The sequence below is a fragment of the Mariniflexile maritimum genome (assembly GCF_009746565.1).
GTDB lineage: Bacteria > Bacteroidota > Bacteroidia > Flavobacteriales > Flavobacteriaceae > Mariniflexile > Mariniflexile maritimum.
This window is the reverse complement of sequence record NZ_WRPN01000001.1, coordinates 340,413-366,939: the sequence shown is the minus strand read 5'-3', so window position 1 is coordinate 366,939 and position 26,527 is coordinate 340,413. Positions and strand designations below refer to the sequence as shown.

Sequence of the window (26,527 nt, the reverse complement as noted above, 5' to 3'; positions counted from 1 at the left end):
TAACGGGATTAAATTAGTTAAATGATGATTTCTTTAATTTGAATGTTCAATGCTTTTTGAATATCGAGCAATTTTTGCAATTCTCCGGGAATAATTAAGGCGATGGAATGGCCTTTTTTTCCTGCTCTTGCCGTTCTTCCGCTTCTATGTGTGTAATATTCAAGCTGTTCTGGAAGCTGATGGTGGATAACAAACGATAAGTTATCAACATCAATACCCCTAGCAGATACATCGGTGGAAATTAAAATTTGTAACGAGCCGTTTTTAAAGGCACGCATTACCTTATCGCGTTCCTTTTGTTGCATATCGCCCTCTAAAGCAGCTACCGAAAAGCCTTCATCCTGTAATTTTTCGGTTAAATCTTTGGTGCCGGCTTTGGTTCTACAAAAAATAATGCCCCGTTCATGCTTCCTTTTTCCCAAAAGTGTTACTAAGATATTAAATTTTTCCTTAATATGGGTTGAAATGTATTGGTGCGTGATGTTGGCATTTATCAAATTTTCCTTGTTCACTTCCACCCTAACCGCTTTTGGCGACATATAGGTTTTGATGATGCGCTGGATTTCCTCGGGCATGGTTGCAGAAAACAGCCACGTGTTACGTTGGGTTGTATTATATTTTAATATCTTGTTTAAATCATCTTTAAAACCCATGCTCAACATTTCATCGGCTTCATCCAAAACCAGGGTTTTAACGTGCTTTATATTAACGTGGTCGCGCTCAATCAAGTCCAATAAACGACCGGGAGTGGCAATAACGATGTGGGTGGGCCTTCGTAGGGCAGAAATTTGCCTATCTATTTTTTCGCCGCCATATACGCCTTCAGCAAATATTTTTTCTTCGGAAAATTTGGTGAACTTAAACAGTTGCTTTTTAATCTGCTGTACCAACTCGCGGGTTGGTGCCAAAATTAAGGCCTGTACGTTTTTTGAAGCGGGATCGATGTGTTGCAGAATAGGCAACCCGTACGCGGCGGTTTTACCGGTGCCAGTTTGTGCTAATCCTATAAAATCGGTTGTGGTTTTTAACAGTACAGGAAGGGCTTGTTCCTGTATTTGGGTGGGTGTTATGATATGTAATTCTTTAAGTGCTTTTACAAAGTCTTTTTGAACCCCTAATTCTAAAAATGTTGGCATACTTGTTTTTACGATTTTACAAAGGTACGCCTATTTACTGAACAATTAGCAAAGAAGAATTAACAAATACTATTTTGCACCTGATTACTGGAATACAAAAAAACTAAAATGCCTTGGATTTAGTTAACAGGTTATTTGCTAGACCCATTCATATTTAAAAACAGGCAACCATTTGTTCTTTACACCTTCCCCATTTTTTTCAAAACAAATAATAGCACAATGGGAATTAATAACAGGCCAATCATTAATAAATTGGTTTGAAATAAATACGGAGCCAAAATCAAAGCAGTTACAAAACCGCCTATGGCACCACCAAAATGAGCGTCGTGCCCAATATTTCCTATTTGGTTTTTCATGCCGTAAATGGAATACAACAAATAGCCAATACCAAATAAATAAGCAGGAATGGGAATGGGAATAAAAAACAGATACAAGCTCATATCTGGACGTAATAATATAGCAGCATATAAAACGCCTGTTACCGCGCCACTGGCACCCACGGCCGTATAATGGTATTCGTTTCTGTGGAAATATAACGATAGTAAACTACCCGCAACCAAACTTACCAAATAAATAACCACAAAGCCAAACGCCTGAACATATTGAATAACCGGGCCCGCAAAAAAGTATAAGGTAATCATGTTGAACAATAAATGTTGTGTGTCAACATGCAGAAAACCAGAGCTAAACATACGCAACTTGTCACCTCTTTGAATGGCGCCTACCTGAAATTTATACCTATCAAAAAAGGCATAATCACTAAAGCCTTTATAGGAAATAATGACGTTGGAAGCAATAATAATGATAGTTATTAAGTCTAAATTACCCATGTACTTAAAAGTTTAATTTCAAATTAGCCTATATTTGTTGCAAATCTAAAATTAATTCATGCATTTTTTAGCATATATTCTTATTTATCCGCTTTTGTGGTTTATTTCCATTCTGCCTTTTCGGATTTTATATTTTATTTCCGATGGGCTATATATACTACTTTACCATGTTATTGGTTATCGTAAAACCGTAGTAACCAACAATTTAAAACTTGTTTTCCCTGAAAAGACTGAACATGACATTTTCACCATTAGAAAGAAATTCTACAAACATTTGTGCGACATGTTTTTGGAAATGGCTAAAACCATGACCATTTCTGAGAAAGAACTAAAAAAACGCTTTAAAATACAAAACCCCGAGGAGTTCCAGAGGTTGGAAGGTTTAAACAAAAGTGTCATTCTAATTTTTGGGCATTATGCCAGTTGGGAATGGTCCATCGTGATACAAAATTACATCAACTTTAAAGGCTTAGCCGTATATAAACGATTGGCAAACAGGTATTTTGATGCTCTGGTTAAAAATATACGCTCAAAGTTCAATACCAATTTGATAAGCACCAAGGAAACCATCCAAGTTATTAACGACATGGAAGCCAAGGGCATCAAAAGCATTACGGGTTTTTTAAGCGACCAATCGCCCCGACTCACCAAAGAGGTGTATTGGGGACAGTTTATGGGCATAGAAGTACCCTGTTTTACGGGTGCTGAACGCTTGGCCAAAAAGCTGGATTTAACCACCGTTTACTTAAAAGTAAATAAAGTAAAACGTGGCTTTTATGAAGCCGAAGTGATACTGCTTGCCGAAAACCCTAATGAATACAAGGATTATGAATTGACCGATATGTTTTTACGCGAAGTGGAAAAGCAAATATATGAAGCCCCAGAATACTATTTTTGGACGCATAAGCGGTGGAAGCATCGGAAAAAACTAAACCCTTAACGAACCCCGAAACCCACGGGCAGCATAGTAAGATTCTGCTCCATTGTGGTAAATAAATACGCTATCATATCGAAAATCGCCAAAAATGGCGCCACCCCTATTTCTAATACCATCGGGCGTTTTTAACCAACTCGATGTTTTAGTGTCAAAATTCCCTAATTGCTGTAAATATCTATACTCGTTTTCGTTTAAAAGCGCAAGGCCCATTTGGCGAGCCATAGCTTCTGCACTGCTTTTTGGTTTGTTTTCTTTTCTGGATTTTAAGGCTCCATCATCATAACAAAGGCTTCTGCGCCCGGAAGGACTTTCGGCAGAGCAATCATAAAAAATATAAGTGTCCGTAGTCTTTTCATAAGCAACCACATCCGGTTCGCCCCCAGTTATTTCCATTTCATGCAACGTTCCTAGTTTTTCAATATTGCTTTCAAGTTTAGCCTGTATTTTGGACCATTCCAGATTTTCATGACGCTTTTTGTTGTTCCCAAAACGTGTTTTAAGAATGTCCAGAAGCTCTAATTGCTTTTCGTCTGTTAGTTTTTTTAACATTACCTTTCCTAAAATTATTGGTTGTTAGGTTTTTGTTTAGTAAACCACCCCAAAAACAATTATACCTATATGCTGTTATAATTTACTTTTTGCAATTGTTCCGATTTCATCAATAAAATTATCTGCCAATGCATCGGCTTCCGTTTGCGATTTTGCTTCGGTGTAAATTCTAATGATGGGTTCGGTATTGCTTTTGCGAAGGTGTACCCAACTTTCAGCAAAATCTATCTTAACACCGTCAATAGTGGTTAATTGCTCGTTTTTATAGTTATTTTCAATGGTTTTTAAAATACCGTCCACATCCAAACCGGGTGTTAATTCTATTTTCTTTTTGCTCATAAAATAATTTGGATAGGTTTTTCTGAGCTCGCTGACCGAGATGTTCCTTTCGGCCAATAAACTTAAAAAAAGCGCTACACCCACAAGGGCATCACGCCCATAATGCGATTCGGGATAAATTATGCCGCCGTTACCTTCGCCACCAATTACAACCTTATTTTTCTTCATTAATTTAACCACGTTCACCTCGCCTACTGCACTGGCTTCATAGGTACCACCATGTTTTTCGGTAATGTCGCGCAACGCTCTGGTAGAACTCATATTGCTTACGGTGTTGCCTGGGGTTTTGCTTAATACATAATCGGCGCAGGCTACCAAGGTATATTCTTCACCAAACATTTCGCCGTTTTCATCCATAAACGCTAGTCTGTCCACATCTGGATCGACCACAATACCAAAATCGGCACGGTGTTTTTTTACAGCTTCCGATAAATCGGTTAAATGCTCTTTTAAAGGTTCTGGGTTATGCGGAAATTGCCCGTTGGGTTCGCAATATAATTTTACAACTTCTACGCCCAAGCGTTCCAAAAGCAACGGGATGGCAATGCCCCCGGTAGAATTTACGCCATCTACCACCACTTTAAACCGTGCTTCCTCAATGGCCTGAACGGTTACCAAGGGTAAATCGAGCACTTCAATTATATGCAAATCGATATAGGCTTTGTTCTTGGTTATTTTCCCTAAATGATCCACATCGGCAAAACTCATCTGGTCGCTTTCGGCTATTTCCAAAATTTTGGCACCTTCAACAGCATCCAAAAACTCGCCTTTGTCGTTCAATAGTTTTAAGGCATTCCATTGTTTGGGGTTGTGGCTTGCTGTTAAAATAATACCGCCATCGGCATGCTCCATGGGTACGGCCATTTCAACGGTTGGGGTTGTAGAAAGGCCTAAGTCAACCACATCAATGCCCAAGCCTACCAAGGTATTCATTACCAAGTTTTGAATCATGGCTCCCGAAATGCGCGCATCTCTGCCCACGACCACTTTATGCGTGTCTTTTTCGCGTTGTTGCTTTAGCCAAACGCCATAGGCTGCTGCAAATTTTACTGCATCAATAGGTGTTAAATTGTTTCCAACGGTTCCGCCAATGGTTCCTCTAATTCCTGAAATCGATTTTATGAGTGTCATAGTATGTTTTGAAATTACAAGGCAAATATAACATTTCAAAACCGTAAATCTTAACAAGGAATTCGTAAATTTCACAAATGAATTACTTAGCACATATTTATCTTTCAGGAGAAAACGAATTGGTTACCATTGGAAACTTTATTGCCGACGGTATTAAAGGGCAATCGTACAAAAAATATCCCGTGCCCATACAAATGGGCATTTTGTTGCACAGACATATTGATAGCTTTACCGATTCGCACGACATTGTTAGGCAAAGTACCAAACGGTTACATGAAAAATATGGGCATTATTCGGGCATTATCGTGGACATTCTTTACGACCATTTTTTGGCTAAAAACTGGAGCACCTATTGCGACATTCCATTAAAAACCTATGTTGAAAATTTTTATAGTTCTTTAGAAACACATTATGACCTGTTGCCATTGCGCATACAAAAAATGATGCCTTATATGATGACCGACAACTGGTTGCTAAGTTACGCGACCCTTGATGGGATTTCAAGAGTTTTAGAAGGCATGAATAGGCGTACCAAAAACCGTTCGGGCATGGACCAAGCTATTTTAGAACTAAAACAATTTTACGAGGAGTTTGAAACCGAGTTCTCTATTTTTTTTGATGCGCTGATTCAATATTCAAAACAAACATTAAACACATTGAATAACAGAAATATTTAACAATGTTACATGTGTAGTTTGCAATAATTTATTAGAAGCCGTAACATACCTGTAAAATATGAACCTGTAATTAGTGCGGTCGATAGAATACTTGTTTTAAAGGACGAACCGTTAGAAGGTGTTGCCGATTATCGAAAGGATGATACTGCTGTCGGTTTTTAATCTTTTTATTAGTTTAAAGAATTAGTAATTAATAATTTAGCTATTATATTTAGCATATTCATATAATATTTTTTTAATGAAACCTAAAAGACTCATAAAAATAATAGTAGGCGTTATTGTGTTTTTAACGCTACCCAGCCTCCTGTTTTTTGGGTTTGCTTATTTTAAATATAATGAAGAGTTACCCATTGGTGTTCAAGGGAAGCAGGCCGATAGTTTGGCAACCAACATGCTTGAAGCACTAAATTATAAAGCCTTTAAAGATACCAAATACTTGGAATGGACCTTTAAAAAAAAGCACCATTATAAATGGAAAAAAGCAAAAAAAACCTGTGATGTTTACTGGAAAGAATACAAGGTAAGCCTCAATTTTAACGATGCTTCGCAAAACAAAGCGTTTGTGCATAGTTTTAGGGTTGACGGCGAATTAGCAGAAGAACTTATTGCCAAAGCCATTACCTATTTTAACAACGACTCGTTTTGGTTGGTTGCACCCTACAAAGTATTTGATTCGGGTACCGAACGCCGCCTAGTAACTTTAGAAAACCAAAAAGAGGCCCTTTTGGTAACCTATAAAAGCGGCGGAACCACCCCCGGCGATTCCTATTTGTGGCACTTTGATGGTTCTGGCAAACCCATGAGTTTCCAAATGTGGGTTTCCATACTGCCCATTGATGGTTTAACGGCTACTTGGAGCGATTGGACCACTACCGAGAGCGGAGCTCAATTACCGGTATTCCATAAAATGGGTATTTTTGGTTTAGAAATAAGCCATATTAAAGGAACGTTTTAAAGCCATTAGTTGCAGTTTTTTGCAATTCAACATTCCGTCTTCACGGTCTAAATTTTTTTTTTTTTTGCGCCAAGATGCAAAGCAGCAAATAATAAAAATAGAAATAATTTTTATTCCTCTAAAAACGATACTAAAACTCTAAAATCTACCCCTTCTGCCCTACGAATTGTTGACTTTTAGATTTAAACAACACGTTAAAGCTGGTTAAACTGCCATAAATTCTGGTGATGTATTGTTGTAAGTCTATTTTTCCTTGTTCATCCAAATCGCTGGCATTTATGCGCTGTTCCATTACCCGTAACCGATCGCGTACCATGGTTATTTTATGAAAAAACGTGTCAATGGGCAGTTCATAGGGTTTTAAATTCGTATCCGCAGGTTCTAAAATTAGTTTTCCCTCTTTGTATTTATCGGCAATGGGCACAATTTCACTGGCATCACTCCATTTTTTTAAAATGTTTACCAAGCTACTTTCAATATCAAAAAAACTAACGGTATCCACATCGCCATCGGCTGCTTCAATAATTTCAAAAGAGCTATCCAAATCAATGGTTTCCAATCCATTATCAATAAAAGTTACCCAATAATGCTGGGATGTTACGTTGGTTACTACGCCTTTTCCAAATGTAGCATGATTAATTCTTGATCCTATTCCTAATAATTTCATAATTGTAATGTTGATTTTCTTCTGTTTTACAATTATAATAAATTATATCACACATCTCAAAAAACTTAAAATTTAATTGCCAATAAACACTCCGTTTTGTTAACATTTACATGGCCACAATACCATAGAATAGTTAAATATTTGCAAAGTAGCCCGAAAAATTAGGGTCATCCTACTATTTTAGCAAGCAACATTAATGACAACATAAAATTTTAGGTGATGAAAAAAATTATATTTTTATTGTGTGCATTTACCACTTTTGTTTTTGCAAACAACACAAAATCAATTGATAGCGTACAAAACGAACCACAAGTTGGCACTGTGTTAATTATTAATGCAACCTCAAACACTACCTACAACCACATTAAATTTCCGAAATTGAATACCATTGCAAAGCGAGGCCATCTAGCAAATTACAAAAGTGTGCACGGAAAACGTGTAGTAGTAAAGGAAATTATCAAAAACAACCAGGGCTTAACACACGTACTTTTAGAAAAAGAGGATAAAACCAAGTTTTTCGGATTTCAAAAACAGGTTAAAGCAAACTACACAAAGGCCATTGCCGCAGGTGAACTGTTACAAGCAAATTAGTAGTAACCATTTACAATAAATAATTGAAATGCTTTAAGCACGTTTTTTTTTGAAAAATCAAACGTCTAAAATATGCAATGGCCCGTATAAGTAAAATATATTGTTTTGATTGATAAGAAATTAAATAAAAAAAATGCATGAAGTTAGCTGCCCAAGTTATAGGTTTTATAGTATTGCTTATCTTTTTTAGCAGCTTTAAGTCTTCTTATATAATAAAGAAAAACAACACATTTTATCTGGGGGTGCAACAAGATTCGGTTTTAACCGATAGCATCGCGATAGACTCCTCGGTTGTATCCTACACGCTTTATAAAGAGGGTGTTCACGCCTCATACTATCACGATAAATTCAATGGCAGAAAAACCGCAAGTGGCGAAAAATTTGATAACAACTTGTACACCGCAGCCCATAAAACCCTGAAATTCGGCACCAAATTAAAAATTACAAACCCACTTAATAATGAATCTGTAATTGTTACCGTAAATGATCGTGGCCCATTTACAAAAGGCAGGGAAATAGACCTATCCAAAAAAGCCTTTATGGATATTGCCAACTGCAAACTCCCTGGTTTTTTAAACGTAACCATTGAAATTATTGAAGAGTAGCTGCTTTAAATTTTCACGATAAATCTTCACATCTTTTTAACAACTAAAACCGTAACTTTGCACTCCTGTCTGCAAAACAGGCAGTTTGTCTATAATTTATGAGCCAATTCGACGATTTTATTGAAGTAAAAGGAGCTAGAGTCCACAACCTAAAAAATATTGATGTATCCATTCCCCGCGAAAAACTGGTAGTTATCACTGGTTTATCGGGCAGTGGCAAATCGTCGTTGGCGTTTGATACTATTTATGCCGAAGGACAGCGCCGTTACATTGAAACCTTTTCAGCCTATGCGCGTCAGTTTTTAGGCGGTTTGGAACGTCCTGATGTAGATAAAATTGATGGTCTTTCGCCCGTTATTGCCATCGAGCAGAAAACCACCAGTAAATCACCCCGCTCAACGGTGGGCACCATTACCGAAATTTACGATTTTCTGCGGTTGCTCTACGCCCGTGCCAGTGATGCTTACAGTTATAACTCGGGCGAAAAAATGGTAAGCTATAACGATGAACAAATAAAAGAACTCATCATCAGCGATTTTAAGGGTAAACGCATCAATATTCTAGCCCCCGTGGTGCGTTCCAGAAAAGGGCATTACCGCGAACTGTTCGAGCAGATAGCCAAACAGGGCTTTGTAAAAGTAAGAACCGATGGCGAGATAAAAGACATTACCAAAGGCATGATGCTGGATCGGTACAAAATGCACGATATTGAAATTGTTATTGATAGATTGGTTGTTGATGATGCTTCGGAAAATGATAAACGCCTCACGGAAACCATTAATACTGCCATGTACCACGGTGAGGACGTGCTGATGGTTTTAGATCAGGACACCAACGAAACGCGCTATTTTAGTCGCAACTTAATGTGCCCTACTTCGGGCATTTCATATCCAAATCCTGAACCAAACAATTTTTCGTTCAACTCGCCCAAAGGTGCCTGCGACACCTGCAATGGCATAGGGACGCTTTATTTGGTCAACGAAAAGAAGATAGTTCCAGATGCATCGCTTTCCATTAAAGCCGGTGCCCTAGCGCCCCACGGGCCAGAAAAAAGCAGTTGGATTTTCAAACAGTTTGAAACCATTGCGCAACGCTTCAACTTCAAGTTAACCGATGCCTATAAAGATATTCCCGAAGCTGCAAAAAAAATGATCATGTATGGTGGCAATGAAAAGTTTTCGGTTGAAAGTAAAACATTGGGCGTAACCCGCGATTATAAAATAGATTTTGAAGGGGTTGCCAATTTTATTGAAAACCAATACAAAACGGCCGAATCGACTTCGTTAAAGCGTTGGGCAAAGGATTATATGGACAAGGTGAAATGTCCGGAATGTGATGGCGCACGATTAAAAAAAGAGTCGCTTTACTTCAAAATAAACAATAAAAATATCGCTGAACTTGCTAATGCCGATATTAGTGAACTCACCGCATGGTTTGATGATTTACATAACCATTTATCGGAAAAGCAATTTAAAATTGCCGAAGAGGTTTTAAAGGAAATTAAAGCCCGATTGCAGTTTCTGTTGGATGTTGGCTTGGATTATTTATCATTAAACCGAAGCTCAAAATCACTTTCAGGTGGCGAAGCACAGCGCATCAGGTTGGCAACACAAATAGGCTCGCAATTGGTGGGCGTTCTGTATATTTTAGACGAACCCAGTATTGGTTTGCACCAGCGCGATAACGAAAAACTGATTAATTCTTTAGCGTCACTTCGTGATATTGGCAACTCGGTTATTGTGGTCGAACACGACAAGGACATGATTGAACGTGCCGATTATGTTATCGATATTGGCCCCAGGGCAGGAAAACACGGTGGGGAAATTATCAGCATCGGCACGCCCAAGGAACTTTTAACGCACCATACCCTAACTGCCGATTATTTAAGTGGTGCAAAAAAGATTGAAATCCCAAAAAAACGGCGCGAAGGCAATGGCAAGTTCCTCGAACTTAAAGGCTGTACGGGCAATAATTTAAAAAACGTATCTGTAAAATTTCCTTTAGGAAAAATGATAGGCGTAACCGGAGTTTCGGGAAGTGGCAAATCGACCTTAATCAACGAAACCCTATATCCCATCCTCAACACCCATTATTTTAACGGGGTTAAAAAACCAATGCCCTATAAAAGCATTTCGGGCTTGGAGCATATCGATAAGGTGATTGATATTAACCAATCGCCCATTGGCAGAACGCCACGAAGTAATCCGGCAACCTATACCAAAACCTTCGATGAAATCCGCAGCTTGTTCGCAAAAATCCCCGAAGCCATGATACGTGGGTATAAAGCAGGCCGTTTCAGTTTTAATGTTCCGGGAGGCCGGTGCGAAACTTGCCAAGGTGGCGGTTTGCGTGTTATTGAAATGAATTTTCTGCCCGATGTGTATGTAGAGTGCGAAACCTGCCAAGGCAAACGTTTTAACCGAGAAACCCTAGAGATACGGTACAAAGGAAAAAGCATCAGCGATGTGTTGGACATGACCATTGATGAAGCCGTTTCGTTCTTTGAACATATTCCAAAAATACACAATAAGCTTAAAACCATCATGGATGTTGGTTTGGGCTACATCACCTTGGGGCAACAAAGCACCACGCTTTCCGGTGGGGAAGCACAACGGATTAAATTGGCTACCGAACTATCAAAAAGAGATACCGGCAACACCTTTTATATATTGGATGAACCAACAACAGGCCTGCATTTTGAGGATATCCGTGTGCTACTCATCGTACTGAACAAATTGGCCAATAAAGGCAATACCGTACTTATTATCGAACACAATTTAGACGTTATAAAAACCGTTGACCATGTTATTGATATTGGTTATGAAGGCGGAAATGGTGGCGGACAAATTATTGTGGAAGGAACACCAGAAGAAGTTGCAGGCCATAAAAAAAGCTATACGGCAAAATTTTTGAAGAAGGAATTAACGAATTAAAACTTATGAGCTTATTAACGGCAAAACCAAAACAACCAAACAACCAAACAGCCAAACAACTATGAGAAGAGAACAACATTCAAAAGCATGGAATGAAATAAAAACAAACGATTCCTGGGCCATTTTTAAAATTATGGGCGAATTCGTTAGCGGCTATGAAAAATTAAGTAAAATTGGACCTTGTGTTTCCATATTTGGTTCCGCTAGAACAAAACCAGACCACGCCAACTATAAACTAGCTGAAAGTATTGCAAAACGCATCGTAGAAGCAGGCTACGGCATAATAACGGGTGGCGGTCCGGGCATTATGGAAGCTGGCAACAAGGGAGCGCATATTGCTGGCGGTACCTCGGTAGGTTTAAATATAGAACTGCCTTTTGAACAGCACGACAATCCGTATATCGATTCGGATAAAAGCTTGGATTTTGATTATTTCTTTGTACGAAAGGTCATGTTTGTTAAATACTCGCAAGGTTTTGTGGTCATGCCCGGTGGTTTTGGCACATTAGACGAGTTGTTTGAAGCCATCACCTTGATACAAACCCATAAAATTGAAAAATTCCCAATTATTTTAGTGGGAACCTCGTTTTGGAAAGGGCTTTTGGACTGGATAAAAACGACCCTACTGGATTCGTTTGCAAACATTAGCGCAGGCGATATGGATTTGATCCATTTGGTTGATACTGAAGATGAAGTTATCGAAATATTGGATGCCTTCTACAAAGAATCTGGTTTAAGCCCCAATTTTTAACGTATCCCAACCACGTTATTTTACTATATTGCAGCGCCTTATGAATTATTAACCTTTAATGTTTAAACTATAAATTGAATTTTCGTCTCTTAAGTTGTTTTCTGTGTGTTTTTGTGTGTTGTGCTGGCTTTAGTCAAAATAAATTGGACATAAAGGCTGTTTTTGATATTGAAAACAAGCAAATTAAGATAGTACAGACCATACAGTACCAAAACACCACCCAAGACGAATTACAGACCATATACTTAAACGATTGGAACAACAGTTATGCCACCAAAAAAACACCCCTTGCTTTAAGAATTGCCGATGAATACAAAAACGATTTTCACTTGGCAAAGAACAATGAACGCGGTTTTTCGGTTATAACCGCCATCAAACAACAAGGGAAAGATCTGGAGTTCCATCAGCTTAAAAACCAAGGAGATGTGGTTCAGGTTGAACTTTTGGAACCTTTAAAGCCTAATGCAAATTACAGCCTCCAACTTGAATACTTGGTACAAATACCCAGCGATAAATTTACGGGCTACGGAATAACAAATACTGGCGATTTGAATTTAAGGTATTGGTACATTACGCCCGCTGTTTATAACGGCAAATGGCATTATTACAGCAATAAGGATTTGGACGACCTTTTCATTCCGCCTTCCGATGTTACCATTGAAATTGAATTTCCCAAAGGTTACAAATTAACCTCTGAATTGGATATTAGCAACGAGACGAAGCTTGACAATAAACACATCGTAACACTCCAAGCAAAAAAAAGCATCAACAGTAAATTGTTTTTAAGCAAAGTTTCCAATTTCAATACCATTGAGTCTGATGGCTTTTCAATTATTTCCAATATCAACGATGAAGGTCTGGAAATGATAGAAAAAGTTTTAATCACTGAAAAAATAACTAAGTTTATTCATAAAAACTTTGGCAATTACCCACAAAACAAACTTCTTTTGACCGAGATTGATTATGAAAAAGACCCCGTTTACGGACTAAATTTTCTGCCCAACTTTATAAAGCCCTATCCCAACCACTTTCAATACGAGCTTAAATTGTTAAAAGTGGCACTTCATAATTACTTGGAAAACACGCTATTAGTTAACCCAAGAACCGATCAATGGCTGCTCGATGGCATCCAAATATATTTTATGATGAATTATGTGAACGAGCATTACCCAAACATGAAGTTTTTAGGCTCGTTGGCAAAAATTTGGGGCATTCGCTCATTCCATGCCGCCGATATGGATTTTAACGACAAGTACATTTTGGGATATATGATGATGGCAAGAACCAACCAAGACCAGCCTTTAACCATGGCAAAAGATTCGTTGTTAAAATTCAATTATAGCATTGCCAACAAATATAAAGCTGGAGTGGGTTTAAAATATTTGGGCGATTTTATCAACCATGATATTGTGGCCAACGGTTTATCAAACTTTGTTATCGAAAACAAGCTGAAACCGGTATCAACAACCGATTTTGAAACCTTTTTAAAGGCCAGAACCGATAAAAATATCGATTGGTTTTTTTCCGATTATCTGAATACCCGAAAAAAAATTGACTTCAAAATAAAAAATGTTGTAAAAACACCCGATTCCATAACGCTAACCGTTAAGAACAAACGCGATAATAGCATGCCAATTTCGCTATACACGCTAAAAAACGACAGCATTATTTCAAAAATATGGATTGAAAACATTTCAAATAGCAAAACATTCACCATCCCTAGAAACGAAGCCAACAAACTGGTTTTAAACTATAACAACGTTATTCCCGAAATTAATGAGCGCGATAATTGGAAATCGCTAAAAGGCTTCTTTTTTAACAACAAACCTTTGCAGTTCAGACTGTTTAAGGACATGGAAGACCCCAATTACAACCAAGTGTTCTTAATGCCCATACTGCAATTCAACAATATTTACGATGGTGTAAACCTGGGCGTTAAAATGTACAACAAAACCATTTTAAGAAAACTTTTCAATTATAAATTTGAACCGCAGTATTCACTAAAATCCAGAACCATCACAGGTTCGGCGTTTGTGTCCATGTCTCATCATTTAGAGAATACGAGCTCGCTCTATTCCATAAATTACGGCATTGGTACTGCTTATGTTTCGTATGCCCCCGACCTTTTTGTGCGCCAAATAATACCATCCTTAAGTTTTATGTTTCGCGAAAACAACGACCTGCGTTCAAACAAAAAGCAAGCACTAACTTTCAGGTATATTGATATTAACAGGGACAAAGACCTTAACAACGTATTTACAACCACCGAGCCCAACTACAATGTTTTTAACGCACGCTATATTGATTCGGATGACAACTTAATAAATTTCAGCAAATGGTACACCGATTTACAAATTGCCAAAACATTCAGCAAACTATCCTTCAATTATGAATACCGACGCTTGTTTGAGAGCAACAGGCAATTAAACCTGCGTTTTTTTACGGGCGCATTTTTAAGTAACCGCAACAATCCCAACTCTTCATATTTTAGTTTTGCTTTGGATAGGCCCACCGATTATTTATTTGAATATCCCTACTTAGGTCGTTCTGAAGCATCCGGTATTTTCAGTCAGCAATTCATCGATGCCGAAGGTGGCTTTAAGTCAAAACTAGAAACCCCTTATGCAAACCAATGGATTTCAACCGCAAATATTAGCACAACCTTATGGAAATACGTGCTGCTTTACGGCGATATGGGCCTTGTTAAAAGTAAAAATGAAGATGCCAAATTTGTTTACGATTCGGGCATTCGGGTTAATTTAGTAACCGATTATTTTGAAATATATTTCCCATTGTATTCCAATTTAGGTTGGGAAATAGGTCAACCCCACTACGACCAAAAAATACGTTTTAAATTCACCGTCGATCCACAGGCCCTTTTTGGTTTGTTTAGAAGGCGCTGGTATTAACCGCAATCTATTGTATTATTGTTTTTAAATACTGTTTTTTATTAAATATTTATTAGTTGATATTAAAAAACACCGCATATTTTTTAATTATACGGAATCACTTGTTCTTAAATTTAATTGTGAAAACCGCAAACTTTAACTATTTTTGTAAAAGCTAAAGCACACGGTACATGCAAACAGTTCCAGATTTGAAAAACAATATCTCTTTTGACGATTTTAAAACCGAGGTTTTAAACGATTACAAAATAGCTTTAAAAAGCAGGGAATGTAGTTTGTTGGGGAGGCGCGAGGTATTAACAGGAAAAGCAAAATTCGGAATTTTTGGCGATGGTAAAGAAATACCGCAATTAGCCATGGCCAAAGCCTTTAAAAAAGGCGATTGGCGCTCGGGCTACTACCGCGACCAAACCTTTATGATGGCTATTGATGGCCTTACCATCGAGCAATTTTTTTCAGGATTATACGCAAACACCGATTTAGAACTAGAACCCATGTCGGCAGGACGCCAAATGGGCGGGCACTTTGTAACCCATAGTTTAAATACCGATGGTAGCTGGAAAGACTTAACCAAACAATATAACTCAAGTGCCGATATTTCGCCCACAGCGGGCCAAATGCCCAGGTTGTTGGGGTTGGCACAAGCTTCAAAAATATTTAGGGAAGTTGAAGGCATCAACACAACAAATTTTTCAGTAAACGGCAACGAAGTAGCTTGGGGCACCATTGGCAATGCCAGTACCAGCGAGGGCTTGTTTTTTGAGACCATTAATGCTGCAGGCGTACTTCAAGTACCCATGGTTATTAGTATCTGGGACGATGAATATGGTATTTCGGTACATGCCAAACATCAAACAACCAAGGAAAATATCTCAGAAATATTAAAAGGATTTCAAAGAGAACATGGTGCAAATGGTTTTGAAATACTCCGTGTAAAAGGATGGGATTATCCAAATTTAATTGAAACCTACCAAGAAGCTGCCAGTATAGCCAGGGAAGAACATGTACCTGTATTGATTCACGTTTTAGAGCTCACACAGCCTCAAGGGCACTCTACTTCTGGCTCGCATGAACGCTACAAAAGTACCGATCGTTTAGCTTGGGAAACCGAGCACGATTGCAACACCAAAATGCGCGAATGGATTATTGAAAGCGGCATTGCTACTAATGAAGTACTGCTTGAAATTGAAAGAACCATCAAGCGTGAAGTTAGGGAAGCCAAAAAGAACGCATGGAACTTGTATTTAAAACCCATTTTAAAAGACCAAAGCGAACTGGTAATCCTGCTCAAGCAACTGGCAAGCACCAGTGTTAACGGTGTTTTTATTGAAAAGATAAAAAACAGCCTCTTGGCACTTGACGAGCCCAACCGAAAGGATATTTTATCGAATGCCCGAAAAGCGCTCATGCTCACTATTGGTGAAACTTCCGCAGAAAAAGAACAACTCGCCAATTGGATTACAAAAAAAATTGAAACCATTCAGCCGCTATATAGCTCACATTTATATTCTGAAACCTATCGCTCAAACAATCTTATTAAAGAGGTTAAAGCTAATTACGACCAAGATGCCGAACAAGTTGATGGCCGAATTATTCTGCGGAATAACTTTGAAAACATCTTCAACAACTATCCTGAAGCACTCGTTTTTGGGGAAGATACTGGTAATATTGGCGACGTAAACCAAGGTTTGGAAGGACTGCAGGAAAAATTTGGGGAACTCAGGGTTTCCGATGCAGGCATTCGGGAAGCCACCATTATTGGCCAAGGCATTGGCATGGCGTTACGCGGGTTGCGACCCATTGCCGAAATTCAATATCTGGATTATATTCTATATGCTTTACAGATAATAAGCGACGATTTGGCAACGACCCATTACCGTACCAAAGGCAAACAAAAAGCACCTTTAATCATTAGAACCCGTGGACACCGGTTAGAAGGTATATGGCATTCCGGATCGCAAATGGGCGGCATTTTAAATTTGGTTAGAGGCGTAAATGTGTTGGTGCCTAGAAACATGACCAAGGCCGCTGGTTTTTATAACACCCTTTTAAAAGGTGATGATCCCGCCATTGTTGTTGAATGTTTAAATGGCTACAGGTTAAAAGAAAAAATGCCCAACAACCTACATGCCATCCAAACCCCTATTGGCGTTGTTGAAACCCTAAAGGAAGGTACCGATATCACACTGGTATCGTACGGTTCAACGTTGCGCATCGTAGAACAGGTAGCTAAAGAGTTGGTTGCCTATGGTATTGACGCAGAAGTGATTGACGTACAGTCCTTACTACCCTTCGACCTACAACACGACATTGCAAAAAGCATCAAAAAAACCAACAGAGTAATGATTATTGATGAAGATGTTCCCGGGGGCGCTTCAGCATACATTTTAAATGAAGTTTTAAACGTTCAAAACGCTTTTCAATATTTAGATAGCCAACCCAAAACACTTACCGCCAAAGCACACAGACCCGCGTATGGCAATGATGGCGATTATTTCTCAAAACCATCTGCCGAAGATATTTTTGAGGCTATTTATGGAGTTATGCACGAAGCAAACCCAACCTTATACCCAAAACTGCGATAATACTTTAACGATATAAAGCTATGAAAAAAAATGTTTCAGACTGGAGCCTGTTGATATTAAGAATTGGATTTGCGGGCATGATGCTTACCCATGGAATTCCTAAAATTAACATGCTTTTTGAAAGTCCCATAAAATTCGCAGACCCCCTTGGCCTAGGCGAAACCACAACTTTAGTGCTGACCATAATTGGCGAAGTGATTGCCCCTGTTTTGATATTGATAGGTTTTAAAACCAAACTCGCTTCAATTCCCGCCATTATCACCATGGTTGTGGCTGCATTCGTGGTACATGCCAACGACCCCATTGATGTGAAAGAAAAAGCACTGCTTTATTTAATCGCTTTCATCGCTATATTTTTGCAAGGTGCCGGTAAATATTCGGTTGATGGTTATAAAAAATAAATGGCTTTTAGGAACTAGTAATCGTTTCCTAACCCCAAAAAAAAAACAAATCTAGGATGCCTTTGCGCCAATTTGTACTTTTTAATGTTCACTACTGAAAATCAATAAACTAACCCGTTTGAAAACAGCATCAATTGTTGAAATAAAAAAGGAACTAACCCATTTATCCTACGACGAATTAGCAGACCTCTGTTTACGACTTTCCAAATTCAAAAAAGAAAATAAGGAACTCCTCACCTATTTGCTGTTTGAATCGCACGATGAAGATGAATACATCCAAAACGTAAAAAAACATATAGACGAAGAATTTGCCTCCATAAATACAGCAAGTTATTTCTATATAAAGAAAAGTGTTCGTAAAATATTGCGTAACATAAAAAAATACACGCGCTATTCCCAAAAAAAAGAAACCGAGGCAGCACTTTTAATTTACTTCTGCCTAAAACTAAAAGCTTTTAAACCTTCCATAAAGCACAATGTAACCTTAACGAATATTTACGAAAGGCAATTGCTTTTAGCAAAAAAAACAATAGCTACCCTGCATGAAGACCTACAATACGATTTTAATTTAAAGTTGGAAAACTTGTGAATTGTTAAATATTGCTTGCCAACATCAAGAAATTAGTTGAAATTACATAAAAATACCTTTATTTAGAATATTGAATAAAATTTCATTGGACATAGTTAACCTTTATGTTTTGTGAGGATGGTAAATAATCAACCAACAAAAAAGATTAACTTTGCTTAACAAAATTTTACTATACAAAAGCAGATGACTTATTACGACAGAATTAGAGAATTGACTAAAAATGTTCCTGTTGAATTGGTTGACTTTGAACAACCAAGAGATTTGGCAAGAACACCAACACAAGCATCTTCAAACTTTATTACAAATAAAGAACAAGGTGATTGGGCTGAAAACCTTGTCACAAGAGCAATAAATGAAAATTCTAAAAACTTTGCCGCAGTAAAATATGGCAAATCTGATGATTTAGTAGCTGGAGAAGATGGATTTGATACTTTTTATCAAGATTTCCAAACAGAACTTGACACAATTGGAAAACGACCTGATTTACTTATTTTTAAGAAATCTGATTTTGACGATAATTTAGGATTTGACATTAGCCAAATTCCACATAATCATATTACAGATTATGTAAAAAAAGCAATAGCTGGAATTGAAGTTCGTTCAAGTGCTTTTTTAATTGACAAATATGAAGAAGCAATGCAAATAAGAACTCAAAAGTTCACTGAAATTGCTTTTCAAACTAGAGATATAATACTAGCAGAATTTATAGATGTTTTAGAACATCCAAGTAGAACAAAATACATTACTTTATTAAACACATTAACTCCTGAAACTATTTCTATTTTTGATTTCAAAGTTCCAGGTTGGAGGTCAAATGAAAGACTTATAGAAGTAAATAATTTATTCAAAAGATTAAAAGTTGCTATAAAAGAAATTCAAAAAAGGGACTATCTTTCAATAACTCCAAAAGTTGAAGACATTAAAGTTGTTTACAAATGGATAGAAACATTCAATGTACCACATTTTTATTTCCAAGTATTTTTTGATAAGGTATTTGGTATTTCATTTGAACAAATTCTAACAATTATCTCCAATTCTGATAATGATGGCGTAATTTTTTCGGTTGAAAAAGATGTGCAAAATCAAAATAAAACAACAATAAAAATCAACTCAAAAACTGGTTATCCGATTGCTTCAAAGGTTGATGAACCAACTCACGAAAGCATCAGAAAAGAAATGGACAGAGGTCGTTTATTGTTTTATGTAACATTTAAAGGAGGAACTGCATATCTTGATTTAGATAATTTACGAAATATTTTAGGAATAAAAGAAGCTGAATTTTAATGATAGAAACAACGGAACATATTGTTAATAATTCCATTGAAAGTGATTACTCAAAATCAATTTCTTTAGAGCATCGTAAAAAATTTGCACAATTTTTTACACCTTTTCCTATTGCTAACGCAATGGCTAAATGGATTTTAGGTAACAAACAATTGGAAACGGTTCTTGAACCAGCTTTTGGTCTTGGTGTTTTTTCAAGAGCTATATTAAACCAACAAAAAAAAATCAATATAAAAGGTTTTGAAGTAGATGAAATTATTCTTGGAAATGCAAAAGAATATTTTGATGATTTTGAAAATGTAAATCTTCAGTTACAAGATTATATGTACAATGATTGGAAAAACAAATATGATGGGATTATTTGTAATCCGCCCTACTTTAAATTTCACGATTACGACAATAAAAATATTTTAAAAGAAATTGAAACTAATCTTAAATGTAAGTTGAATGGCTTTACAAACCTTTACACACTATTTTTATTAAAATCAATTCATCAATTAAGTAAAAATGGACGTTGTGCCTATATAATTCCTTCGGAATTTTTGAATTCTGATTACGGAAAATTGGTAAAAACTTATTTAATAAAAAGTAAAACATTAAGACATATTATTGTAATTGACTTTGAAGAAAACGTATTTGATGACGCTTTAACAACTGCATCAATTATACTTTGTGCAAATGACAATTTAAAAGATAAAGTTCAGTTTAGTAATATCCATTCATTACAAGATTTAAGTAAGATAGATGAAATAATCAATAAATATCCTAACCTTTCAGAAACAGAACAGACATATAGTTTTACTGAATTAAATCCAGAGATTAAATGGAAAGCTTACTATCAAAAGCAAAATAGCATTAAATTTAAAAATCTTGTTCCATTTTCGACTTATGCAAAAGTAGTTCGTGGCATTGCAACAGGTTCTAATGAATATTTTACTTTTAATCTTTCAAAAGCCAAGGAATTTAATATTGACGAACAATATTTATTACCTTGTATTTGCAGTGCAAAAGATGCCAAAACATCATTTTTCACTAAACAAGATTTTGAAGAATTAAAGAAAAGTAACAAATCTGTTTTTCTTTTTAACGCTCAAAATTCAACTGATAAAAATATAAGTTCATATATCCAAAAAGGTGAAAGTGAAGAGATAAATAAACGCTTTCTTACTGCAAGTAGAACTCCTTGGTATTCATTAGAAAATAGAAAACCTGCACCAATTTGGGTTTCTGTTTTCAATCGGTCAGGTTTGCGGTTTATTAGAAATGAAGCTAATATTTCTAACTTAACTTCATACCACTGCATTTATCCAAAACAAACAAGTTTGTTTTCTGAAATTGATATTGATTTACTTTTCGCTTATCTATTAACAGATACTGCTAAACAAATTTTTGAAGACAACAGTCGACAGTATGGTAACGGACTACAAAAATTTGAACCTAACGACCTTAATAAAGGAATGATGCTTGATTTAGGATTACTTGACAAACAGACATCAAATCATATTTTAAAACTGTACAAGGAATACAAAAGTTTAATTCTTGACAATAAAAATGGAGATGAAATAATAAATAAAATAGACAAAATATTAATTGATGAATACAGCGAAAAAAAGCGTTTTTCATAAAAACACCTTGATACGATATTTTAGGTATTGCTAAAGGTTCTATCCAATTTCTTTTCAAAATTTAAAATTAGCAATTATAAATTTGTTTCATCGCCAATTTAAGACTCTTAAAAAGCGCGCATTTCCCAAAAATCGCAAAAAAAATAATCATTTCCCAACCCACAATTTACAACGCATTGTTTGATTGCTAACGCCAATATTTTATCTTTACACCCTCAAAACAGAAATGATTTATGACGATTTCATACAATTGGTTAAAACAATTCATTAAAATTGATTGGACACCCGAACAAACCAGCGAACTACTTACCGATTTAGGCTTAGAAGTTGAAGGCATAGAAACCTACCAATCGGTTAAGGGCGGACTCGAAGGCGTTGTTATTGGCGAAGTATTAACCTGCATACAGCACCCAAACGCCGATAAATTAAAAATAACCACGGTAAACATTGGTGAAGGTACGCCCTTACAAATTGTGTGCGGCGCACCCAATGTGGCTCTTGGTCAAAAAGTTCCTGTGGCCACCATCGGCACCACCCTATATACCGAAACTGGTGAGCCATGGACGATAAAAAAAGGAAAAATTAGAGGCGAGGAAAGCCATGGTATGATTTGCGCCGAAGACGAACTTGGTCTAGGTACATCGTACGACGGCATCATGGTATTGGATGCAAACTTAAAAGTAGGAACACCCGTTGCCAACATTTTTGAAGTTGAAAACGATTTTGTATTCGAAATTGGCCTAACACCCAACCGTGCCGATGCCATGAGCCACCTGGGTACTGCCCGCGATTTAAGGGCGGGTTTAGTACAAAAGGACATTCATTTGGAGTTTATTACGCCATCGGTGAGTGCCTTTCACGTGGACAACCGTACCCTAAAAATAGATGTGGAGGTTAAAAACAAAGAATTGGCACCGCGCTATTGCGGACTTACCATTTCGGGAATAACGGTAAAAAAATCGCCCAAGTGGCTGCAAAATCGCCTTAAAGCCATTGGTTTAAAACCCATTAACAATATTGTAGATGCTACCAATTATGTGCTTCACGATATGGGGCAACCGCTTCATGCGTTTGATGCCGCTAAAATTTCGGGGAATAAAATAGAGGTTAAAACGGTATCTTCGGGCACTAAATTCATCACCTTAGATGGTATTGAACGTAGCTTGCATGAAGATGACCTAATGATTTGCGATACTGAAAAACCCATGTGCATCGCAGGGGTTTTTGGTGGCATCCATTCGGGGGTTTCAGAAAAAACCACCAGTATTTTCTTGGAATGTGCTTATTTTAATCCCGTTTCGGTTCGTAAATCGGCTAAAAGACATGGGTTAAATACCGATGCTTCCTTTCGTTTTGAACGTGGAATCGACCCCAACATCACAGAATATGCTTTAAAACGGGCCGCCATCTTGATTAAGGACATTGCAGGCGGTGAAATAAGCAGTGAGCTTATTGACATTTATCCGAAAAAAATTGAAGATTTTCAAGTGCGTTTAAGTTTTGAAAATGCGTCCAAATTGATTGGTGAGGAAATTCCGAAGGAAACCATCAAACGCATTTTAACTTCCTTGGATATTAAAATCAATAACGTTACCGAAACGGGGTTGGGATTAACCATACCATCCTACAGAAACGACGTGTTGCGGGAAGCCGATGTGATTGAGGAAATTTTACGTGTGTATGGCTATAACAACATACAAACCACCGAAAAAATTAATGCGTCCATTTCAAGTTCATCAAAATTTGAAGACCATAAAATCCAGAACATTATTGGTAGCCAACTAGCTGCTCAAGGTTTCTTTGAAATTCTTTCCAATTCGTTAACAACACCAAGCTACACAGCGCTAAGCGAGCACTTGAAAGAAGAGCACAACATAAACATTCTTAACCCTTTAAGTGGCGATTTATCGGTTTTACGCCAATCGTTGGTGTTTTCAGGATTGGAGGCCGTTGCGTTCAACATCAATAGAAGGCGCTCCGATTTAAAATTATTTGAATTTGGCAAAACCTACCACGGTTACACGAATTCCCGTGAAGAGTTCAAGCATTTGTCGTTGTTTGTAACCGGAAACCAACATCAAGAAAATTGGAACGTGCCCCATAACAAGAGTGATTTTTTCTTTTTGAAAGGCACCATAATGAGTCTTTTGGAACGTTTAGGTATTTCGAGGTTTAATGAAATGCCCATTGAAAACGACCTGTTTAGCGAAGGAATAAGCTTGGTTGCTGCAAAGTATAAATTGGTTGATTTCGGACTTATAAAAAAACCCATATTAAAACATTTTGATATTTCACAAGATGTATTATTTGCCGATTTTAACTGGGATGCTATTTTAGAACTTGTAAAACAACAAAAAGTTGGTTTTAAGGCCATTTCGAAATATCAAGAGGTACGTCGCGATTTTGCCTTATTGATTGATGACAACGTAACCTTTGAATCGATTTATAAACTCGCCAAACAGAGTGAAAAACAACTTTTAAAAAGCGTGAATTTGTTTGATGTGTACCAAGGCAAAAATTTACCCGAAGGTAAAAAAAGCTATGCCGTTGGGTTTACGCTTCAAGATGAAAACAAAACATTAACAGATAAACAAATTGATAAAATTATGAGTAATCTACAATCTAATTTTGAAAAAGAATTAGGTGCGGAATTGCGCTAATTTTTCAACCTAAAATGTTAAAAGTCGGCAATTGCCGACTTTTTCTATTTAAAATACTTTATCTTTAAGTAAACACAAACACACAATGCCATGAATGATACAAACTATATTAAAATATTTACTGGCAATTTTATAATTGTACAGCGAATGGTACAGGAACTACAAAACAATGGTATAAACCCCGTTATTAAGGACGAAAGTGAATCTGGTAGGTTGGCAGGATTTGGCGCATCGATTCAAGGGGAACAGGAAATTTACATTAATAAAGACGAATTTGTAACCGCCAACATGGTTATAGAAAACATAAAAAAGGATTTACAATTGTAAGTCTTTATGCGTCATTGCGAGGAACGAAGCCATCTGTCAATTACTTTATTGTTGCTGTTTATACGTTCACTGCATACATTTTGCTTCGCAATTCCTTAATTTTTGGGTCTTGCATATATTCATCAAATGTGGTGTATCTATCAATAATACCATTTGGGGTAAGCTCTACCACCCTATTGGCTACGGTTTGTGCAAATTCATGGTCGTGGGTTGTAAACAAAATGGTGCCCTTAAAATTGGTGAGCGAATTGTTAAACGCCGTAATACTTTCCAAATCCAGATGGTTTGTTGGTTCATCGAGCATCAACACATTGGCCCTAACCATCATCATCCTACTTAACATACAACGCACTTTTTCGCCCCCAGAAAGCACGTTCGATTTTTTAAGCGCTTCTTCACCGCTAAAAATCATTTTTCCCAAAAACCCACGGATGTAAACCTCTTCACGTTCCTCTTCGGTAGTTGCCCATTGGCGCAACCAATCGACCAAGGTTAAGTCGTTATTAAAAAATTCGCTGTTATCAAGTGGCAAATACGATTGCGTTGTGGTAACGCCCCAATCAAAATTACCGGCATCTGCTTTAATTTTAGAATTCAATATTTGATAAAAAGCCGTGGTTGCCCTAGAGTCTTTTGAAAAAACCACCACTTTATCGGCTTTAGCAAGATTCAAATCGATATTTCTAAACAGCACATCTCCATCTTCACTTGTTGCTGCCAGTCCTTGAACATTCAAAATTTGGTCGCCCGCTTCCCTATCGCGCTCAAAAATGATGGCTGGATAACGGCGGCTTGTTGGTTTAATATCAGAAATATTAAGTTTATCAATCATCTTTTTTCTGCTGGTTGCCTGCTTGCTTTTTGCAACGTTGGCAGAAAAACGACGGATAAACTCCTCCAGTTCCTTTTTCTTTTCCTCGGCTTTTTTGTTTTGTTGCGAACGTTGGCGCGCCGCTAGTTGCGATGATTCGTACCAAAAGGTATAGTTGCCGGAATAATGGTTTATTTTCCCAAAGTCGATATCGGAAATGTGGGTACAAACCGCATCGAGGAAATGGCGGTCGTGCGAAACCACAATCACGCAGTTTTCATAATTTGCCAAAAAGTTTTCAAGCCATGAGATGGTTTCATAATCCAAATCGTTGGTAGGCTCGTCCATAATCAACACGTCGGGGTTTCCAAATAGTGCCTGCGCCAAAAGCACCCGCACTTTTTGTTTGCCATCCAAATCGCCCATTAGCGAATAATGGAATTCTTCCTTTATATCCAGGTTCGATAACATGGCGGCGGCATCGCTATCGGCATTCCAACCGTTCATTTCTTCAAAAAGCACTTGAAGTTCGCCTATTCTATCCGCGTTTTCATCCGAGTAATCGGCATAGAGCGCATCCATTTCCGATTTAATCTTATACAAGGGTTTATTGCCCATTAATACGGTTTCCAAAACGGTATGGGCATCATATAGATTATGGTTTTGCTCTAAAACCGACATACGTTTTCCGCTTTCAAGATGCACATGGCCTGAAGTTGGGTCTTGCTTCCCGGAAATGATTTTTAAAAACGTTGATTTACCAGCACCATTGGCACCTATAATGCCGTAGCAATTCCCTGTGGTAAATGTGGTGTTTACTTCATCAAAAAGAATGCGTTTGCCAAATTGGACGGAAAGGTTTGAAACGGATAACATAGCTGTTTATTTTTTTGCAAAAGTAGAAAATTCAAACCGTTAGACGAAACTTAGTTTTGCATTTTTAATTAACCCCACTTTTAAGGCAGAAAACAACTGAAAGTTAAAAACGGCACCAATTCCAGAGCAATTGAGGCCCAAGTAAAGAGCATTGCAATTAGGCGTTTAAAAAACTGAGCTATTATCGGTTTTATTTAAAGATTTGGCGCATTAACATTTAACAGCGCCTTAACAGCACAGTTTAAATACAAACTCTATTTTTGTGGCATTAATATGCACGCTTCATTCAAAGCATAAAAAGTGTTGAATCGCTTAAACATATTGACAAAATTTGAGTTTTGGTTTGCGATAGTAACCAACGC

General features: G+C 37.2%; 21 protein-coding genes. 15 read left to right on the top strand and 6 right to left on the bottom strand.

Going from position 1 to position 26,527, the window contains the following annotated elements:
* Positions 1-17 precede the first annotated feature (17 nt).
* Both GQO80_RS01530 and GQO80_RS01525 read right to left on the bottom strand, forming a co-directional pair.
* Complete coding sequence (locus tag GQO80_RS01530) at positions 18-1,136, bottom strand: DEAD/DEAH box helicase (protein WP_157206432.1); 1,119 nt, start codon at positions 1,134-1,136, stop codon at positions 18-20.
* Between the two features lie 179 nt (positions 1,137-1,315).
* The gene (locus GQO80_RS01525; RefSeq protein WP_157206431.1) at positions 1,316-1,966 is read right to left on the bottom strand and encodes a rhomboid family intramembrane serine protease; all 651 of its coding nucleotides are present in this window, start codon (positions 1,964-1,966) and stop codon (positions 1,316-1,318) included.
* 58 nt (positions 1,967-2,024) lie between these two features.
* Between GQO80_RS01525 and GQO80_RS01520 the strand changes: the two genes are divergently transcribed.
* Complete coding sequence (locus GQO80_RS01520; RefSeq protein WP_157206430.1) at positions 2,025-2,906, top strand: lysophospholipid acyltransferase family protein; 882 nt, start codon at positions 2,025-2,027, stop codon at positions 2,904-2,906.
* Here the strand turns inward: GQO80_RS01520 and GQO80_RS01515 are convergent.
* Together GQO80_RS01515 and glmM are read right to left on the bottom strand one after the other, a co-directional pair.
* On the bottom strand, positions 2,895-3,452 hold the full coding sequence (locus tag GQO80_RS01515; protein WP_157206429.1) for a DUF4256 domain-containing protein: 558 nt from the start codon (positions 3,450-3,452) through the stop codon (positions 2,895-2,897). The two genes, GQO80_RS01520 and GQO80_RS01515, sit on opposite strands and share 12 nt — an antisense overlap.
* 75 nt (positions 3,453-3,527) lie before the next feature.
* Positions 3,528-4,922, bottom strand: a complete 1,395-nt coding sequence (glmM, locus tag GQO80_RS01510) for a phosphoglucosamine mutase (RefSeq protein ID WP_157206428.1) — start codon at positions 4,920-4,922, stop codon at positions 3,528-3,530.
* A gap of 77 nt (positions 4,923-4,999) precedes the next feature.
* Between glmM and GQO80_RS01505 the strand changes: the two genes are divergently transcribed.
* Together GQO80_RS01505 and GQO80_RS01500 are read left to right on the top strand one after the other, a co-directional pair.
* Positions 5,000-5,599, top strand: coding sequence for an acyl carrier protein phosphodiesterase (locus tag GQO80_RS01505; protein WP_157206427.1), 600 nt, complete (start codon positions 5,000-5,002; stop codon positions 5,597-5,599).
* A 238-nt stretch (positions 5,600-5,837) separates the two neighbouring features.
* A complete protein-coding gene (locus GQO80_RS01500) occupies positions 5,838-6,554 on the top strand; it encodes a hypothetical protein (RefSeq protein ID WP_157206426.1) in 717 nt (238 codons plus the stop codon).
* A gap of 145 nt (positions 6,555-6,699) precedes the next feature.
* Here the strand turns inward: GQO80_RS01500 and GQO80_RS01495 are convergent, their stop codons facing one another.
* Complete coding sequence (locus GQO80_RS01495) at positions 6,700-7,221, bottom strand: hypothetical protein (protein WP_157206425.1); 522 nt, start codon at positions 7,219-7,221, stop codon at positions 6,700-6,702.
* 219 nt (positions 7,222-7,440) lie between these two features.
* On the opposite strand from GQO80_RS01495, the gene GQO80_RS01490 reads away from it, so the two are divergent.
* The 12 genes from GQO80_RS01490 (at position 7,441) to GQO80_RS01435 (ending at position 24,478) form a co-directional block, all read left to right on the top strand.
* Positions 7,441-7,812, top strand: a complete 372-nt coding sequence (locus GQO80_RS01490; RefSeq protein ID WP_157206424.1) for a hypothetical protein — start codon at positions 7,441-7,443, stop codon at positions 7,810-7,812.
* Between the two features lie 137 nt (positions 7,813-7,949).
* Entirely contained in the window at positions 7,950-8,417 is a 468-nt protein-coding gene (locus tag GQO80_RS01485) for a septal ring lytic transglycosylase RlpA family protein (RefSeq protein ID WP_157206423.1), read from the top strand.
* A 98-nt stretch (positions 8,418-8,515) separates the two neighbouring features.
* A complete protein-coding gene (gene uvrA / locus GQO80_RS01480) occupies positions 8,516-11,350 on the top strand; it encodes an excinuclease ABC subunit UvrA (protein ID WP_157206422.1) in 2,835 nt (944 codons plus the stop codon).
* Positions 11,351-11,411: 61 nt separating this feature from the next.
* On the top strand, positions 11,412-12,101 hold the full coding sequence (locus GQO80_RS01475) for an LOG family protein (protein ID WP_157206421.1): 690 nt from the start codon (positions 11,412-11,414) through the stop codon (positions 12,099-12,101).
* Positions 12,102-12,244: 143 nt separating this feature from the next.
* Positions 12,245-15,010, top strand: a complete 2,766-nt coding sequence (locus tag GQO80_RS01470; RefSeq protein ID WP_232333094.1) for a gluzincin family metallopeptidase — start codon at positions 12,245-12,247, stop codon at positions 15,008-15,010.
* 170 nt (positions 15,011-15,180) lie between these two features.
* Positions 15,181-17,592, top strand: a complete 2,412-nt coding sequence (locus tag GQO80_RS01465; protein WP_157206419.1) for an alpha-ketoacid dehydrogenase subunit alpha/beta — start codon at positions 15,181-15,183, stop codon at positions 17,590-17,592.
* Positions 17,593-17,612: 20 nt separating this feature from the next.
* Positions 17,613-17,993, top strand: a complete 381-nt coding sequence (locus tag GQO80_RS01460; RefSeq protein WP_157206418.1) for a DoxX family protein — start codon at positions 17,613-17,615, stop codon at positions 17,991-17,993.
* A 118-nt stretch (positions 17,994-18,111) separates the two neighbouring features.
* Positions 18,112-18,582, top strand: coding sequence for a hypothetical protein (locus GQO80_RS01455; RefSeq protein ID WP_157206417.1), 471 nt, complete (start codon positions 18,112-18,114; stop codon positions 18,580-18,582).
* Between the two features lie 183 nt (positions 18,583-18,765).
* Positions 18,766-19,866 (top strand): AccI family restriction endonuclease, encoded by a 1,101-nt coding sequence (locus GQO80_RS01450; RefSeq protein ID WP_157206416.1) that lies wholly within the window; start codon positions 18,766-18,768, stop codon positions 19,864-19,866.
* Positions 19,866-21,491 (top strand): HsdM family class I SAM-dependent methyltransferase, encoded by a 1,626-nt coding sequence (locus tag GQO80_RS01445; RefSeq protein WP_157206415.1) that lies wholly within the window; start codon positions 19,866-19,868, stop codon positions 21,489-21,491. The genes GQO80_RS01450 and GQO80_RS01445 overlap by 1 nt, the downstream gene beginning before the upstream one ends.
* Positions 21,492-21,724: 233 nt before the next feature.
* Complete coding sequence (gene pheT / locus GQO80_RS01440; RefSeq protein ID WP_157206414.1) at positions 21,725-24,151, top strand: phenylalanine--tRNA ligase subunit beta; 2,427 nt, start codon at positions 21,725-21,727, stop codon at positions 24,149-24,151.
* Between the two features lie 90 nt (positions 24,152-24,241).
* On the top strand, positions 24,242-24,478 hold the full coding sequence (locus GQO80_RS01435; protein WP_157206413.1) for a putative signal transducing protein: 237 nt from the start codon (positions 24,242-24,244) through the stop codon (positions 24,476-24,478).
* A gap of 58 nt (positions 24,479-24,536) precedes the next feature.
* On the opposite strand, the gene GQO80_RS01430 is transcribed toward GQO80_RS01435, so the two are convergent.
* Entirely contained in the window at positions 24,537-26,165 is a 1,629-nt protein-coding gene (locus tag GQO80_RS01430; RefSeq protein ID WP_157206412.1) for an ABC-F family ATP-binding cassette domain-containing protein, read from the bottom strand.
* Positions 26,166-26,527 lie beyond the last annotated feature (362 nt).